We start from the raw sequence: 17937 nt of genomic DNA on the forward strand, positions 1-17937 counted from the left end.
GGTTTTCATTATTGCGCCCCCGCATCCAGTTGGCTCGCCGTGGTCATCAGTGCCTTGGCATGGGAATTCACGACCCGAATGCGAAACTGTCGCGGGTCGAGGGCCAATGTGGCCGTGGCAGGCGCAGGAATCGCACTGGTAATCAGGTCCGTCACTGGGGCCAGGAGGTCACCAATCAGGCTTGGCAGTACCCCCTGGTCTTCCAGAAAATCCGTATTGATGTTCAACACCAGATCCGCCGACATGGCCGTGCGGTTATCTGACACTAATGCGATCTTGCCGTTGGGCTGGTATTGAACGGGGCCCTGGATATAAGAGCTCAGACGAATACTGCGAACATTACCGGTACCCAGACCGCCGAGGATTTCCACATCCGGAGCGTCCATCAGGGCATCCAGACGAGCGATGAATTGAACCTCATCGGCACCGGCCTCGTTGATCACAAAACCGCGCAGCGGAGTGTCGCGCAGGTGCTCGTCAAAGTATGGACTGAAACGCAGCACCAACGGCCCGGTATCCAGTTCCAGCGGCACCAGCCCTGCCACGGTGGCGGTCATCACCAGATTGGTTCCCATTACAATCTCGGGATTGATCTCCACCGGAATCATGAAATCCCCTTCAGTGGTGATGCAGAACACTTCATCGTTCTCGTCAACGAAGCGCTCGTCCGCACACCAGGTGCGCTGATCACCATTCCGGGATTCCAGGTTCAGGCCGAAGTAGTCCAGTGCAATAGGTTCCTTCTCCAGGAACGCCATCGGCAGACCCGCAGAGGTATATGCCACGCCACCATTGGCCAGCGAGGCATCCGTCACCAAGCCTCCAAATTCCTTGATGTTCGCCGTAGCGTTGTTTTTTCCGGCAGGGAGTTCGGAGTCATCCTGATAACCGTTGCCGTTCACATCGGTGTAATCCCGGGTGATCACGGTGGCGAAGATGGCCCCGTTATCCGGCTCTGCGGTGATATCCAGTACGATATTGGGACCACCCGCATTGGGGCCACCATCCGCGTCATCGTCCGGGTTACCGATGCCCATCAGCGGATCGGTATTCAGTGCATACCCCAGACCGTTGCGGAACACGCCTGCAGCGTCATTCCCGCCATTAATCACGATGCGGTACCGCTCTCCCACCACGATTCGGTTCGGTTCCGGGTAAGCCCTCACCCGCAAGGGATTTTTCTGCAGCGACAGCGGGATTGTCGCCCAGCTGCCTTCCACACTTTCACCCAGACAGATTGCGCCGGTCTCACATTGGCTACCGTCAGCAGAGATCGCTCCTGGCTCAATCGTGGCCAGATCCATCGGCTGGTTGAAAGTCAGCTCGATGGGCCGGCTAACGTCATAGAGAAAATCGCTGTACAGGTAATCCGGCTCATAGGTGTCATCACTGGCCGCTTCGTCCGCGCCAATCCCCCCGGCACAACGGCCTGACTTGCCCTCTTCCAGATCGATATCCACCAGCGCACAACCAATGCCCGGATACATGCCAATCAGCACCGGTGCCGCGTTCGGTTTCGCCGTCGCCTGATAACTGGAGGTAGTGAAGTTCAAGATGCCATCTCCCTGGGTGGCATCGTCCGGAGACAGCATCAATGGAGACGGCTCGTACAGTCCCATGTCCGTAATGCTGGCGCCCAGGTTCAACTGGAAATCCGCCCCCAGCGCCATCGGGCTCAGGGGAGTCACCACCACGGCAGAACCGGTGCTGCGTACCTGAATCGGCACATCAGTACCGGCGGTAAGGTTGGTCAGGGTCACACCCGGCAAGGTGTTCACATCCACCGGTTCATTGAAGGTGATAATGATGTTATCCGCTGGATCCGCCGCCGGCTCACCATCCACCGGCAAGGCACCGGTCACAATCAGGGGATCGGCGTTGGACTTGTCGAACGGGAAATCCACATCCGCACGAATCCCCAGAGCGAAGTCCGCGCTCACCGTGGTAGCACCACTGAACAGATCCAGCTCCAGAGTGCGGAACACTTCAAACGTCAGGGCACCATCTTTGACATCCACCACGCCCACCGCGCGGATGTGCATCAGATTCTGGTTAATGGAACCATTGCCGTCAGGATTCTCGGCATGCATGGCCAGGTCGAAATCCATATACACATGTAGCGGAGCCAACTCGTCATCCGGATTCACGCCCTTGGGACGATAGGGATTCTTGGTCAAGAAACCGGTCACATCCGTCACGAAAGTACCGATGATGTCACCACTGCTGATCTTGGTATCCACTTCCCCACCCAGCTTGATGGGATCGATGCCGGTAATGCGCAGCTGCTGGCCCGCACGTGCAACTACCGGGGTGGCATCCGGAAACTGCGATGGCCTGCCCAACCAGCCTTCAAGGGTCACGGGCTTGGTATCTACCCTCGTGGTACCCAGTGCCACCGTTTCCAGATTGAACTGATTCAGCGGCTCGCCATGCAGGCGGGAAATGGAGGGGTAACCTGCTTCGCCCAGAGTCGGGTCTGCTTTCATCAACTGACGGATCTCCGGATTTTCGTCGTCGACAGAAGCTTTGGACAGCAGCGGGACAAACTCGTAGGTGACATCCGTCACCGCGTCCTCATCAAAATCCTCAACGCCACTGAGGGTCACCTGATAGGTTTCTCCGCCAATCAAGTCAGTGCGTGGATCCAGCGTGATGTACTGGCGCTCAGACAGCATGTTCACATCCACCAGCTCTCGCGCGCCGGTCAGTTCACCCTGCTCATCTCTTAGCAGCTGCTCCAGCTTCACCGTACTGCCGTATTGCACGGAGCTCTGCACCAGCGGTTCGGTAAAGGTAAGACGCACCGGAGCAAAATCCATAAACGGGAAGCGCCCTTCAACATCAGAACCCGGCAGATACACCTCCGGCTTCTCCATATTGATGGCGAGCACGGAAGGCGCGGCATTGGGGACCGATGCATATTGACGGGTCCGGAAAGTAATAAGCGGCCCCTTTCCGCCCAGATTCACCACGTTGCTGGCCATGCCATTGGAAAGCCACAGGCGATATTCCTCACCTTCGCGCAAATTCTTCATGGAAAAAGTCAGAGTGCGATTCCGGTTGGTCAGTTGCGCAGACGACAGATCAACCAATTCACCGTCGCTGTCCACCAGGCAAATCGGCCCTCGGTAGTTCTCCCCATCGAGATCACAACCGGCAGTCACTGCTGACGCCCTGATAGCGGAAGAAAAGGTCAGCACCATCTTGCTGCCAGTAGGGAGGTCCACCATGCCGTCAGAAGGATAGGCATAAATCAGCGCCTGCCCCGGGTCCGGCGGGATAAACACATCCGGATCTTCTTCACAGGCGTAGAGCAGTGGAAGACCGAGAAACACGGAGGTGGCGGTGAGGAATTTTTTTGTGCGCATCATTTCACCCTGTTCTTGTTTTCGGACTACATAGTCACGGAGCAGGGGTAATGCATTCGATGGTGCGCTGGTATCTGCGCGTTATCGTTTGTAATTTAAAAATCCACAAAAAACAGGGTTTTATCTACCAAAAAGTATACAGAGACACCAGATGTGTTCTTGTCTCAAACCAAAACACCTACATTTACAGGCTCTGCGTCATAGCGGCCAACAAAATGCGTTTACGCGTTTATCAATTTGTTGCTTAACGAATGAGTGACATAAATAACCGCAGCATGACGAATTTATTCACCGCCAAATCACACTGAAAGAGATTCGAAAGTGCTCCGTCGCACCAATTCCTACTGGCGGGAGGAATATCTGCGTCCAATCAGCGGATTCCCGCCGGCCATCGGCACCACTTAGCCTGCGGATGGCTGTCGCATCTTCAAGGCAGCCAGTATCGTCTCAAGGCGAGGAACTGGCACTTGGAGTCGGTTCGCAATCGACACCACATTACCCAGAATGGCATCCAGCTCGATGGGCCGCTGGTTCAGGTAATCCAGCGCCATGGAATTCTTGTAGGCCCCCATGGCTCGGGTGCCCGGAATATTTTTCTCGATGATAGTGTCAGGCAGCTCATAACCGTCAGCCCTCGCGACGACAATCACTTCCTCCATCAACGCACGAATCAGTGATTCTCCTCCCGGCGCATCCAGCATGGTGAGTGTATCCGCACCGTTGGCGAGCACACTCAACGGGTTGAACGCCGCATTCCAGACACACTTGCGCCAGCGCTCACCGACGATCGCTTCGCTGGCATCAACCTGGATTCCGGCCTTTTTAAACAAGGCAGACACCCGCTGGCAATGTTCATCAAATCCATTCGGAAACGAACCCATGACAAGCTGACCATAAGCCTGATGATTCACCTGACCGGCCCCTACACGGCTCACCGCAATAAACGCCAGACAACTGACCAAAGGACGATCGGGGTAGGCGTCCAGCAGTTCGCGCTCAATATCCAGCCCATTTTCAATCAACACCAGCACGGTCTGCTTGCCCATCCAGGGGCGCACCAGCGCAGCACGGTCAACGCCGGGGAGCACTTTGACACACAGCAGGATGTAGTCCGGCGCGGCAACCGGAGTATCCCCGTCACGATAGACATGGTCTGGTTGCCAGGAGAGATCGCCCAGGGTGCTGTTGATATGGAATCCGGATTGGCTAACCACCTCATAGTCCGAGCGCAGCACCACGCTGACCTCGCACCCTGCCCGCTTCAGCAACGCACCATAAAAACTGCCGATGGCACCGGCACCGATGATCAGAAAGCGAGGTTGGTCTGTCATGGAAAATCTCTGGTATGAGGTTGAAGTATTCAGACACCCGCGTACAACAGCGGGAATGCCATGATACGCGGGGAAGCAACCCGCCAGAAGGGATCAGGCAGAGCGTGGCCGCTGACGCAGCGAAGGACTGTGTGCCAGCGAGAACAGACAGGTCTCTACGAAGCCGTCTGCCTCCTCGGCAAGATCGACACACTCGTTGTCCAGCAACCAGTACATGATCATCCCCGTGAGCTGGCTATGCAGCCAGACCACTGCCCGGCTCACATCCAGATCCGCCGGTAGCTGTTCACGGCTGATCGCGTTACTTAGTACCTGGCCAAGTCGACGGGAGGACTCCCGACACTTTTCTCGTTGCATGCCCAGCAGGCACAGATTGTCACCGCTGAATTCACACTTGTGGAAGATGATCTCGAAGATACGCCGCTGACCAGGATCATTGACCACTTGCTGCAGCAGGAATGTCATGAATTCGGCCAATCGCCCAAGCGGGTCCGGCTCTTCCGGGTCTTCCGCCTTTTCGGAAAGAATGTCGAAAAGCAGCCGCCCCCGCTCGACCATAGCCATAAAGAGGTCATGTTTATTTTTGAAATGCCAGTAGATCGCCCCTCGTGTCACACCGGCCTGAGTGGCAATATCGTTAAGAGAGGCTGACAACACACCATCACGCTGGAACACCCGCTCAGCCGCATCAAGAATTTGCGTACGGGTTTCCATCGCTTCGGATTTGGTGCGTCTAACCATAGGGGACCTGCCGGAATGGAGCAGAAAAATCGATCTAACCGTCCAATGACATATATACATTCATGCTTGAATGTATATATAATGAACTTGATTCATTTTTATTACAACCCCGCCCATCTGCGACCCGGCAGAGCTTCTGGCGTGAATTCCAAGAACTGAGGTAACTATGCGCAGCGGATTGCTTTTCCCCATCACCGCCCTACTTCTGGCCTTGCAGCTGGCGGGATGCGACGACAGCGGCAACCAGGGGGGACAGAACCCTCAACAGGCTCCTGAAGTCGGCTATATCACCGTCCAGTCCAAAACCGTAACGCTGAACCGTGAACTACCGGGTCGCACCACCGCCCACCGGATCGCCGAAGTGCGCCCACAGGTAAGCGGCGTCATCGAGAATCGTCTGTTTGACGAAGGCCAGGAAGTGGAAGCGGGTCAGCCTCTCTACAAGATCGACGACCGCACTTACCGTGCCGCCGTGGCCACCGCCCGTGCCGAACTGGCTCGCGCCCAGGCCACCTTGCATTCCAACGAGCTGCGCGAGAAACGCTTCCGCCAGTTGCTGGAAAAGCGCTCAGTGAGTCAGCAGGAATATGATGAAGCCCGCGCCCAGCTGGACGAGAACAAAGCCGCCGTGGCCGCCGCCCGCGCCAGCCTGCAAAGCGCCCAGATCAATCTGGACTACGCCACCATCAAGGCCCCTATTAGTGGCCGGATTGGTCGCTCCAGTGTGACCGCAGGTGCGCTGGTTACCGCCAACCAGGCGCAGACCCTGGCCACCATCCGCCAGCTGGATCCCATCTTTGTGGACCTGACCCAATCCAGCAACGATCTGCGTCAGCTACGCGAAGCCATGAAGAATGGCGAGCTCCAACAAGTCAGTGATGATGCCGCCCGTATCACCCTGCTGCTAGAAGATGGCAGCCCCTACAGCCAGCCCGGCCGCCTGCAGTTCTCCGAATATGCAGTGGATGAAAGCACCGGCTCGGTAACGCTGCGCGCCCTGTTCCCGAACCCGGACGGTGAGCTGTTGCCAGGCATGTTTGTACGTGGCCGCCTGCCAGAAGGTCAGCGGGACAACACCATTCTGGTTCCCCAGAAAGCCATCAGCCGAGACCCTACCGGTCAGGCCTATGCCATGGTGATCGGCGAGAACAACATGATCGCCAGGGTGAAAGTGGAAACCGACCGCGCGGTGAAAAGCCAGTGGTTGATCTCCTCCGGCCTGAGTGCCGGCGACCGGCTGGTAGTAGATGGACTGCAGCGCATCCAGCCTGGCATGCCAGTCACACCAGTAGACACCGAGGCATCACAGCAAAACGCAACCCAGGCCCCCGCTAGCGGGGACGAGACTCCGGCACAGTAACGCAGCCATTCGACCAGCGGGATTTTCATGGCCAGATTCTTTATTGATCGTCCAATCTTTGCCTGGGTAATCGCCATCATCATGATGATGGCCGGTGCACTGGCAATCTACACACTCCCTATTGAGCAGTACCCCTCAGTGGCACCGCCAGCGGTGACCATTGCGGGTAACTACCCGGGTGCGTCTGCAAAAACGGTGGAAGACTCCGTAACGCAGGTAATCGAGCAGCAAATGAACGGCATCGATAACCTGATGTACATGAGCTCCAGCAGCGACTCATTCGGTAACGCTCAAATCAGCCTGACGTTTGCTCCCGGCACTGACCCGGACATCGCCCAGGTTCAGGTACAGAACAAACTCCAGCTGGCCACTCCCCTGCTCCCGCAGGAAGTGCAACAGCAGGGCATGCAAGTCACCAAGAGCTCCGATTCCTTCCTGATGGTGGTCGGCTTCACCTCCGAAGATGGCAGCCTGACCCGTGCCGACCTGGCGGATTATGTGGCATCCAACCTTCAGGACCCCATCAGCCGGGTGGCTGGCGTCGGCCAGATTCAGCTGTTCGGTGCGCCCTATGCCATGCGTATCTGGCTGGATCCGAACCAGCTGAACAAGTTTGATCTCACCCCGCAAGACGTGGTGCAAACCATCCGTGTGCAGAACAACCAGGTGGCCAGCGGTCAGCTGGGCGGCGCCCCCGCCGTTCCCGGCCAGCAACTCAATGCCACCATCATTGCCCAGACTCGTCTCGAAGACACCGAGGAATTCAAGAACATCCTTCTCAAGGTTAATCAGGATGGCTCCCAGGTATTCCTTGGTGATGTGGCCCGGGTAGAACTGGCCGCCCAGAGTTACGACATTGCCGGCCGTTATAACGGCAAACCGGCTGCCGGTATCGCCGTGAACCTGGCCACCGGGGCCAACGCACTGGAAACCGCTGAGGCCCTGCGCGCCCGTCTGGCAGAACTGCAGCCGTTCTTCCCGGACAAGATGGAAATGGTGTTCCCCTACGACACCACCCCGTTTGTGAGCATTTCCATTGAGGAAGTGGTGCACACCCTGTTCGAAGCCATCGTGCTGGTATTCCTGGTGATGTACCTGTTCTTGCAGAACTTCCGCGCCACCCTGATCCCGACTCTGGCGGTACCAGTCGTACTGCTGGGTACTTTTGCGGTGCTGGCCGCCTTCGGCTTCTCCATCAACACCCTCACCATGTTCGGCATGGTGCTGGCCATTGGCCTGTTGGTGGATGATGCCATCGTGGTGGTGGAGAATGTGGAACGGGTCATGCACGAGGAAGGCCTCCCGCCCAAGGAGGCCACCCGCAAGTCCATGGGACAGATCACCGGCGCGCTGGTCGGTATCGCCCTGGTGCTCTCAGCGGTATTCGTCCCCATGGCCTTCTTCCCCGGTTCCACCGGCGCGATTTATCGCCAGTTCTCCATCACCATCGTCTCTGCCATGGTGCTCTCGGTGCTGGTCGCTCTGATTCTGACTCCAGCCCTTTGTGCCACCATGCTCAAGGCCAAGGACAGCGAACATCAGACTGATCACGGTTTCTTCGGCTGGTTCAACCGCACTTTCGACAGCAGCAGCCGCAAATACCAGGGCAGCGTAGAGAAGATCCTCGGTCGCCGTGGCCGTTATCTGCTGATCTATGTGGTGATCGTGGGCGTACTCGGCTTCAGCTTCCTGCGCCTGCCCTCCAGCTTCCTGCCCGATGAAGACCAGGGCATCCTGTTCACTCTGGTGACGCTGCCGGCGGGCTCCACTCAGGAGCAAACCGTGGAAGTCCTGGAGAAGATGGAAGACTACTACCTCAACGAGGAATCAGCGGCAGTGGATGGCCTGTTCACCGTGGCCGGCTTCAGCTTCACCGGCCGTGGCCAGAATGCTGGCATGGCCTTCGTGAATCTGAAGGATTGGTCTGAACGGGATCTGTCGGTAGACGGCGCCAATCAGGTAGTGGGACGAGCCATGGGCTACTTCTCCACCATCCGTGAGGCCATGATGTTCGCCCTCAGCCCGCCGTCGATTCCGGCGCTGGGCAACGCCAGTGGTTTTGATTTCCAGCTGCTTGACCAGTCAGGCCAGGGCCATGAAGCACTGATCAATGCCCGCAACATGATGCTCGGCATGGCCAGCCAGGATCCGCGCCTGATCGCTGTGCGCCCCAACGGACTGGAAGACAGCCCCCAGTACCAGATCGATATCGACCAGCAAAAAGCCAAGGCGCTGGGCCTGTCCATCAGTGACATCAACAGCACCCTGCAGATTGCCTGGGGTTCCAGCTACGTGAACAACTTTGTGGATCGTGGCCGGGTGAAGCGGGTATATGTTCAGGCAGATGCCCCCTACCGCATGCTGCCCAAGAACATTGATGACTGGTTCGTGCGTAATAATCAGGGCGAAATGGTGCCATTCTCCGCCTTCGCCACCGGTCACTGGAGCTATGGTTCACCCAAACTGGAACGTTACAACGGGGTATCGTCCGTGAACATTCAGGGCAACGCAGCACCAGGCTACAGTACCGGTGATGCCATGGATGCCATGGAAGAGCTGGCCGCCAAACTGCCGCCCGGCTTCGGCTTCGAATGGACTGGCATGTCCTATCAGGAACGCCAATCCGGTGATCAGGCCCCTGCGCTGTATATCATCTCGTTGCTGGTGGTATTCCTGTGTCTGGCAGCCCTGTATGAAAGCTGGTCTATCCCCTTCGCGGTAATGCTGGTCGTCCCGCTGGGGATTCTCGGTGCCGTGCTGGCAGCCACCTTCCGGGAGCTCAACAACGATGTATTCTTCCAGGTTGGCCTGCTAACCACTATTGGTCTATCGGCGAAGAACGCCATTCTGATTGCCGAATTCGCACTGGAGCTGGAACAGAAAGGCGAACATCTGCTCAAGGCCACCCTGGAAGCGGTGCGCATGCGACTGCGGCCGATCCTGATGACGTCGCTGGCCTTCATGCTCGGGGTAACCCCGCTGATGATCAGTACCGGTGCCGGCGCAGGTGCCCGTAACGCCATTGGTACCGGGGTGTTCGGCGGCATGCTGACCGCCACCGTGCTAGCCATCTTCTTCATCCCGCTGTTCTATGTGGTGGTACGGAAGCTGTCCGGCGTGCCCTTGCACGGCAGGCATGACTAGGCTCCCTACCCCTTCCAACCCTGAATGATCCGGCCCGCCATCGCGGGCCGAATCTTTTCTGAGCTTTTCTTCCTCCTTCTAATCCTTTCGGCTAAAAAAACACCATTCATCCCTCTTCACGCTTCATTCATCACCACCATGGAGCGGACACTGAAATTGAGGATTAATGTAAAACCATCGCCAAGGGACCAGGCGAGAAAGGATCACCCAGGGAGAGGGACAAGTGACATTCCTCCGCGCCGAACAAGCCAAAAAACCAATGGCGCGGACATCGCACGGAATGCACCACTTATCTGCAATTTGTTTCCTACTTCCTGCCTGATCTTTTACATCTGAAGGGCCACCTACTCACCGGTATGTACCGGCGAAAAGGTTCCCGCTTCATGACCTGAGAGAGAACAGAGGTACGAAGGAATGGAAGCAGCCGCAATACCACACAAGGTCACGGATCGACTCAATATTCTTGTGGTAGATGACAGTAATGCCGTGCGAAGCCTGATCATCGCCAAACTCTACGAACTTGCCACCGACACCTTCGATATCGACGTTAGCCAGGCCGCCGATGGCAACGAGGCCATTTCCTGTGCCGAGAAAAAGTCATTCGACCTGATTTTCCTGGATGTGGAAATGCCGGGCATGGGCGGACTTGAGGCCTGCGCCAAACTTCGCGAAATGGGTGTCACCGCTCGCATCGCCATGCTCTCGAGCATCACCTCTGCGGAATCTCACATGGCCGGACACAAGGCAGGCTGCAACAACTATCTGGTCAAGCCACCCCATGACAGCGATCTGCGATCGGTGATGCGACTGACTTCCCTGATGAAACAGACCTCTGCCTGACCGGACACAAGAACAACCACATAACCGGAATTGGTCATGCCACAGAATGATAAAGCGCTACAAAGTTTTCTGATTGAAAGTGATGAGAACCTGGCGCAACTTGAGCAGGACATCGTTGCACTGGAACGTGAGCCGGAAGATGCCGAGCGGGTAGCCAGTGCTTTCCGTGCCATCCACACCATCAAGGGCACCTGTGGCTTCTTCGGCTTCAGTCACCTCGAATCCCTCACCCACCTGATGGAAGATATTCTCGGCGCCATGCGCGACGGGCAGGTGCAGATGAATCTCGACACCGCTGCCGCACTGCTGGAAGGCGTCGACGAGATTCGGGTTTTCCTGAAACGCATCGACAGCGATGGCAGCGATGGAGAGGCGGCCCCACAAAACCTGATGGACCGCCTGCAGAGTCTGGTACCGGAAAAGGCCGACACCCAACCATCCCCCGTCATGGCAGCATCCGATAGTGACACTGATAGCAGCGTCACCATCAACCATGATGAAACAGAGCAGCAACATCAAACGGAGCTGCAGGCACAGGAGCATCACGAGCACGCCGACAAGGATGCCTCCGCCAGCGATAACGCCACCACCTCAGGGTCTGCTGCTGCAGAAAGCACCGTCCGGGTCGACGTGGTCCTGCTGGACAAGCTGATGAATGTGGTTGGCGAGCTGGTACTGACCCGCAATCAGCTTCTGCAACATGCCGCCAGCCAGAACGATTCCCAACTGTTAAACCTGTCCCAGCGTTTGAATCTGGTCACCAGCGAACTTCAGGAAGGGCTCATGCAAACCCGCATGCAGCCCATCCGTAACGCCTGGGCTACCTACCCTCGCCTGCTACGGGATCTGGAAAAGAAAACCGGCAAAAAAGTCACCCCGATCCTCAAAGGCGGCGACACCGAACTGGACCGCAGCCTGCTGGAAGCCATTCGTGATCCGCTGATTCACCTGGTCCGCAATGCCGTGGATCATGGTATTGAAACCCCGGAAGCCAGGCTTGCCGCCGGCAAACCGGAAGCCGGCACCCTGACCCTCAGCGCCTACCATGAAAGCGGCAACGTCACCGTAGAGATCAGCGATGATGGCAAAGGGCTGGATAGCCAGAAAATCATTCGCCGCGCCCTCGAGGCCGGTCTGTTGCATCCCGATCAGGTAGATTCCCTCAGCGAACGTGAAAAGATCCGCTATATATTCCAGCCGGGGTTCTCCACCGCCGAAACCGTCAACGATCTCTCCGGTCGAGGCGTCGGTCTGGACGTGGTACGCAACAATGTGGAGCGCATCGGCGGTTCCATCGACATCAAGAGCACTCCCGGTCAGGGCACCACCTTCAAACTCAAAATCCCGCTCACTCTGGCGATTGTTCCCGCACTCATTGTGCGTTGTCTGCATCAGCGCTTTGCCATTCCCCAGGTCAACCTGATGGAAGTGGTCTACGTGGAAGCAGAGCGACTCGAAGAAGATATTCAGACCGTTCACGACGCGCTGGTTTACCGCCTGCGTGGCCGCCTGCTGCCGCTAGTAGACATGCGAACCCTGATGCACATGGGCACTCCCGACAAACAACACGATCAGTTCATCCTGGTGCTCACCGCCGACCAGCAAGAGTTTGGTCTGCTGGTGGATGATGTTCGCGACACCGAAGAAATTGTCGTAAAACCGCTCGGCAGGCTGCTCAAGGACAACCCCTGCTTTGCCGGGGCCACCATCATGGGGGATGGCCGTGTGGCGCTTATCCTCGATGTGAAATCCACTGCCGATTTTGCCGGTGTCACCCGCCAGGATCGCAAGCTCAATCAGCAGGCCGCCATGCAGGATCAGCGACACCAGCCCATCAACGTGGCCGAAAACTATCTGCTGGTACGCCCCAACGACCAGGCAGGACGCTCCGCCATTTCCCTGTCCAAGGTATCGCGTCTGGAAGAGATCAGTTGCGACCGCATCGAATATTCCGCTGGGCGGGAGGTCATTCAGTATCGCGGCAAGATCCTGCCGCTGATTCGCCTCGGCAATAACCGCCAGCCTGTAGCCGAAGAAAGCGAAATGATTCGCATCGTGGTGCAGCCCACCGAGTTTGGGGAAGTCGGTCTGGTGGTGAACGACATCATCGACATTGTTTCCGATGACAAGGCTGAAATTGAAAAGGTTGCCCAGTCTGACGGCATCGTCGGCGCAGGCATTCTGCAGGGCCACATTACCGATTTTATCGATAGCGACGCCCTGCTCCGCCACTACCGGAACCTGAACAGCAACGGAGGCCACGATGAACACTGATCAGCTGCTCTGCACCTTCACCGTTGCCGAGAAAAACTATGGCGTGATCGTGGATAACGTGCAGGAAGTGCTCGCCAACCACCAGATCACCGATATCCCGTTGGCACCGCCCGGCGTCATGGGGCTGATGAATATTCGCGGTCGCATTGTGCCAGCTATTGCCTTGCGCAAGGTGCTGCGCCTGGAGGAAGTCGTCAAAAACGAAGAAGACGACGATGAAGACAACATCTTCAACATCATCATTAATCACGATGGCGAACAGGTTGGCCTGATGGTGGATCAGATTGGCGACATCATCACCATCAACCCTGAGGATGTTGAAGCGCCACCGGAAACCCTGAAAGGCGCAGCCCGGCGATTCATGAACGGTGTTTTTTCCGTGCAGGGCACCCTGCACCTACTGCTCGATCTCGACACTCTGCTTGAAGATGAAATGTGCACACGCTCACTGAGCCAAAGCACACGAAGCGTATTGCAATAGTAGAACAACAAGGACAGTGACCGATGAGTAATCAACAGAACAATAGTAACGATGACTCTCTCTACAGCCAGGTAGGTGGCGAACCGGCCATCAAGGCAGTAGTAACAGAGTTCTACAATCGTGTACTGGGTGACCCCTCACTCGCCCCCTTCTTCCGCCATAAACAGCGAAAGGGCCTGGAAAAATCCCAGGTCAGATTCTTCAGTCAGGCACTGGGTGGCCCTCGCAATTACAGCGGCCGCACCATGGCTGAAGCCCATAAAAACATGAACATCACTGTCAAGACGTTTGACAAGGTTGCCGAGTATCTCAACGACACCTTGTTAGCGGTTGGCGTAGCCGAAGACCTTGCCGAACAAATCATGCAGGCAGTAGCACCTCTCAAGGGGGAAATCGTGAACGAGTCCAATGCAAACCAAACCAATGGAAACCAGCCAGCCAGCGATTCAGCCCTGCGTGACGTCGATGTGGAAACCTCCGTCACAGACAGCCTGGAAGGGGTGAAAGCCACCCTGGAAAGTCTGCAGGCCAACGTCTTTGTGGCGGATACCAGCCTCAACATTGTCTATATCAACCCGCGCGCCAATGAAACGCTGGCAACCATCTCCCAGCCGATCTACAACACCTTCGGTGTGCGCATTGAGGAAATCCTCAACGGTCATATCCACCGTTTCCACCGCGATCCCAAACGAGTGGAAACCATTCTGCGTAACCCCAACGCCATGCCCCATTCCGCTGACTTCAACTTCGGCGGTGTTACCCTGCGCACCCGCATCAATGCAGTGCTGACAGGCGAGAAGAAAATCGCCGGTTATACGGTGTGCTGGGAAGACGTTACTACTGAGCTACGCCAGGAAAACGAATTCCGTCGCGTAATGAACATGGTGGACCAGATGCCCACCAACGTGTTCCTGTGTGATCGCGATCTGAAGATTATCTATCTGAACCCGTCAGCCACCGTCACCATGAAGAAGCTGGAAGCGCATCTGCCGATCAAGGCCCATGAGCTGCTGGGTGCCAACATTGATATCTTCCACAAGCGCCCCGAACATCAGCGCCGCATCCTCTCCGATCCCAGCAACCTGCCCTACCGTGCCCGCATCAACATCGGTGAAGAAAAGGCCGACCTGCTGGTAAACGCCATCTACGATGCCGAAGGCAGCTATGTGGGCCCGATGCTGACCTGGGAAATCGTTACCGAGAAGGTGCTGCTGGAAGAACGTATCCGCGGCACCGTGGAAGTACTGGCCACTTCCTCCGAAGAAATGATCGCCACCAGTGACCAGATGGGTTCCAACGCCGCCATCACCAGCCGCGAAGCGAACTCTGCGGTGAACACCGCTGATGACATCAACGAAAACGTGCAGGCCGTCTCCACCAGCATCGAAGAGATGGGGGCCAGCATCAAGGAAATTGCCAAGAACGCCACCGATGCAGCCCGCGTAGCAGATGAAGCGGTAAGCATTGCCGAAGGGACCAACACCACCATCAGCAGCCTGGGCACCAGCAGTGCGGAAATTGGCAAGGTGATCAAGGTGATTACCGGCATTGCCCAACAAACCAACTTGCTGGCACTGAACGCCACCATCGAAGCGGCCCGTGCCGGCGATGCAGGCCGAGGTTTCGCGGTCGTGGCCAACGAAGTGAAAGAACTGGCCAAGGAAACTGGCCGGGCCACCGAGGACATCGGTCAGAAGATCGAAGCCATCCAGGTGGATGTAAAAGGTGCCATCGAAGGTATTGCCCGTATCAGCGAGGTAATCCATCACATCAGCCAGGTACAGGGCTCCATCGCCTCGGCGGTAGAAGAGCAGACCATCACCACCAATGAAATGGGTCGCCGTGTTGGTGATGCCGCCAAGGGCACCAACGAAGTGGCATCCAACATCAGCGGTGTGGCAGAAGCCGCCAAGAGCACCAACGCCGGCGTGGAAAGCATGCGTCAGGCAGCCGCGGAACTGGCCAAACTGTCTGCTGACTTGCAAACCCTGGTCGTGGATGCCGAGCGTAATTCACGAGCAGATAACCAGAGCAAGTAAGGAGAAACAGCCATGGCGACTCCGCAAGCATTAGTCATTGATGACTCCCGGGCCATGCGGCTCATCCTCGGAGACTTGCTGAACCAGCTTGGCTACGAAACCCACGAAGCAGGAGATGGCCAACAGGCCATCTCCCTGCTGGAGGAAGACCAGACCATTCCCACTCTGGCACTGGTGGACTGGAATATGCCGGTCATGAACGGGCTGGACTTCATCAAGGCCGTTCGGGAAAAGACCTGCTATACCGACATGAAACTGTTGGTAGTCACCAGCGAAGCCGAAGTGGGCCACATGGTGGAAGCCCTGACAGCGGGAGCGGATGAGTACCTGATGAAGCCCTTTTCATCAGAGGCACTGGCCAGCAAACTGGAAATGCTGGGGTTGCGCCACGCATGAACCGAATCCGTGTCTTTCTGGTAGATGACACCGCCGCCGTGCGGCACATCCTCACCCAGATCCTGGAAGAAGATCCGGAAATCGTGGTGGTCGGCACCGCCTCGGATGGCCAACAAGGTCTGGAGCGACTCAGCCGGGTGGAAGCGGACCTGCTCATTCTGGATGTGGAAATGCCAGGCATGGGCGGCCTGGAAATGCTCAAGGCATTGAAAGCACAGCAATCTACCCTGCCCGTTCTGGTATTCAGCTCCATCACCGAACGGGGTGCCATGGTCACCATCGAAGCTCTCTCCCTCGGTGCCAGCGACTATGTGCCCAAACCCGCCATGGTCGGTACTGCAGCCGAAGCTCGCGACTACATTCGCAACAGCCTGCTCAGCAAGATCAAGTCGCTGTTCAAGCTGGAACCCCTCACGCCGTCCAAACCGTCATCACTGAACATTACTCCCAGCGCAGCCGCTTACCGCCGCATTCCCTCGCGGGTGGATCTGGTGGTCATCGGCTCATCCATGGGCGGACCCAAGGCACTTGGCGAAATCATGTCGGTACTACCGGACGACTTCCCGGTCCCTATCCTGATGGTTCAGCACATGCCCGCCGTATTCACCAAAGCATTGGCAGAGCGGCTCAACCAGAATAGTAAGTTATCCATCAAGGAATGCTCCGAACCCTGCGAGATGGAACCCGGTCAGGCGCTGCTCGCAGCAGGGGACTATCACATGGCGGTATCCCGCCAGGGAGACAAGATCATTGCTTCTCCGCTTCGCTCAGAGCCGGTGAATTTCTGCCGCCCAGCTGTAGACATTCTCTTTAATACCGCCGCAGAACATTTCGGTGCCAATACCTTGGCCGTGGTGCTGACTGGCATGGGCCAGGACGGACTGGACGGGTGTCGGAAACTGTCTGAATGCGGCGCCCAGATTCTCATTCAGGACCGCGCCAGCAGCGCCGTCTGGGGCATGCCAGGCTCAGTATCCCGTGCCGGCCTCGCCACCGCAGAGTACCCATTAATCAAGATGGCCGATGAAATTACCCGACGCGTTAATCGTGGCCGGCCCGTCTTTCGCTCCCGTCTGGACAACCAGAATGGCAAGCACAATCACGAGGTTTCTGGATGAGCGAGATCCACCCTGAAAATTACAGTCACCTGCGTAACCTGCTATGCGAACGCATCGCCGTGCACCTGCCGGATGACAAGGCGTACCTGGCAGAAGCGCGGCTGCACAACCTGGCCAGGGAGCACACCCATGGGGACATCAACGCCCTCATCGAAAAAGCCTGCAACGACACTGGCGATGAACTGCGTTGCCAGCTGGTAGAAGCCATGGCCATCAACGAAACCTATTTCTTCCGCGACCCGATTTTCAATGAAAGCTTTATCGACCACATGATTCCCAATCTCATGACACTGCGTCGAAAGGAAAGAAGCCTGAAAATCTGGAGTGCGGCCTGCAGCACCGGGCAGGAACCTTACAGCATCGCCATGTTGCTCGAAGATCGCTTTCCCGAGCTCAAGGATTGGGACGTGCAAATCATCGCCAGTGACTTCTCCCGCAAGTCCCTGGCTAAAGCCCAAAGTGGCCGATACGGGCTTACCGAAATGAACCGTGGGCTACCCGCACGTTTTATGGCGCTGTATTTCGAACAGATCGATCTGGAATGGCAGCTCAAGCCCCAGATTCGCGACAAGGTGAGTTTCCAGACCATCAATCTGGTTCAGCAATGGCCGGAAGATCTCCCCACCTTTGATATCGTGCTGCTGCGCAATGTGCTGCTGTATTTCTCCATTGCAGATCGCAATTTGGTACTCAGCAAGATGCGGCATCAAAGTCGCCATGATGGCTATTTATTGTTGGGTGCCGCCGAAAGCCTGGAAAAATCCAGCGGATTTAAACCGGTCTCGGCCAGTAAATACGGCTCATTCTATCAACCTTCCTAAGTCCGAATATTGCCAAAAGGTGCC

At 56.8% G+C, this 17937-nt stretch carries 12 protein-coding genes; 9 read left to right on the plus strand and 3 right to left on the minus strand.

Going from position 1 to position 17937, the window contains the following annotated elements:
* Positions 1–8 precede the first annotated feature (8 nt).
* The 3 genes from Y5S_RS00900 to Y5S_RS00915 all read right to left on the minus strand — a co-directional run bounded on the left by Y5S_RS00900 (position 9) and on the right by Y5S_RS00915 (position 5440).
* Positions 9–3371: an Ig-like domain-containing protein gene (locus tag Y5S_RS00900; RefSeq protein WP_081939603.1), complete on the minus strand. Its 3363-nt coding sequence runs from the start codon at positions 3369–3371 to the stop codon at positions 9–11.
* 398 nt (positions 3372–3769) lie between these two features.
* Positions 3770–4699, minus strand: a complete 930-nt coding sequence (locus Y5S_RS00910; RefSeq protein ID WP_035229469.1) for a ketopantoate reductase family protein — start codon at positions 4697–4699, stop codon at positions 3770–3772.
* Between the two features lie 93 nt (positions 4700–4792).
* Complete coding sequence (locus Y5S_RS00915) at positions 4793–5440, minus strand: TetR family transcriptional regulator (RefSeq protein ID WP_035229473.1); 648 nt, start codon at positions 5438–5440, stop codon at positions 4793–4795.
* 166 nt (positions 5441–5606) lie between these two features.
* Between Y5S_RS00915 and Y5S_RS00920 the strand changes: the two genes are divergently transcribed.
* The 9 genes from Y5S_RS00920 to Y5S_RS00960 all read left to right on the plus strand — a co-directional run bounded on the left by Y5S_RS00920 (position 5607) and on the right by Y5S_RS00960 (position 17913).
* Positions 5607–6800, plus strand: coding sequence for an efflux RND transporter periplasmic adaptor subunit (locus Y5S_RS00920; RefSeq protein ID WP_035229476.1), 1194 nt, complete (start codon positions 5607–5609; stop codon positions 6798–6800).
* A 27-nt stretch (positions 6801–6827) separates the two neighbouring features.
* A complete protein-coding gene (locus tag Y5S_RS00925) occupies positions 6828–9944 on the plus strand; it encodes an efflux RND transporter permease subunit (protein WP_035229478.1) in 3117 nt (1038 codons plus the stop codon).
* Between the two features lie 414 nt (positions 9945–10358).
* Positions 10359–10784: a response regulator gene (locus Y5S_RS00930; RefSeq protein WP_052041278.1), complete on the plus strand. Its 426-nt coding sequence runs from the start codon at positions 10359–10361 to the stop codon at positions 10782–10784.
* Positions 10785–10820: 36 nt separating this feature from the next.
* Entirely contained in the window at positions 10821–13058 is a 2238-nt protein-coding gene (locus Y5S_RS00935) for a chemotaxis protein CheA (protein ID WP_052041279.1), read from the plus strand.
* Entirely contained in the window at positions 13048–13539 is a 492-nt protein-coding gene (locus tag Y5S_RS00940) for a chemotaxis protein CheW (protein WP_052041281.1), read from the plus strand. Before Y5S_RS00935 ends, Y5S_RS00940 begins: the two co-directional genes overlap by 11 nt.
* Before the next feature lie 23 nt (positions 13540–13562).
* Positions 13563–15578, plus strand: coding sequence for a methyl-accepting chemotaxis protein (locus Y5S_RS19025; protein ID WP_052041283.1), 2016 nt, complete (start codon positions 13563–13565; stop codon positions 15576–15578).
* A gap of 12 nt (positions 15579–15590) precedes the next feature.
* A complete protein-coding gene (locus Y5S_RS00950; protein ID WP_035229480.1) occupies positions 15591–15974 on the plus strand; it encodes a response regulator in 384 nt (127 codons plus the stop codon).
* Entirely contained in the window at positions 15971–17092 is a 1122-nt protein-coding gene (cheB, locus tag Y5S_RS00955; protein ID WP_052041284.1) for a chemotaxis-specific protein-glutamate methyltransferase CheB, read from the plus strand. The genes Y5S_RS00950 and cheB overlap by 4 nt, the downstream gene beginning before the upstream one ends.
* The gene (locus Y5S_RS00960; protein ID WP_035229482.1) at positions 17089–17913 is read left to right on the plus strand and encodes a CheR family methyltransferase; all 825 of its coding nucleotides are present in this window, start codon (positions 17089–17091) and stop codon (positions 17911–17913) included. Before cheB ends, Y5S_RS00960 begins: the two co-directional genes overlap by 4 nt.
* The last annotated feature ends 24 nt before the right edge of the window (positions 17914–17937 follow it).

Origin of the sequence: Alcanivorax nanhaiticus, from assembly GCF_000756665.1 — a bacterium.
GTDB lineage: Bacteria > Pseudomonadota > Gammaproteobacteria > Pseudomonadales > Alcanivoracaceae > Alcanivorax > Alcanivorax nanhaiticus.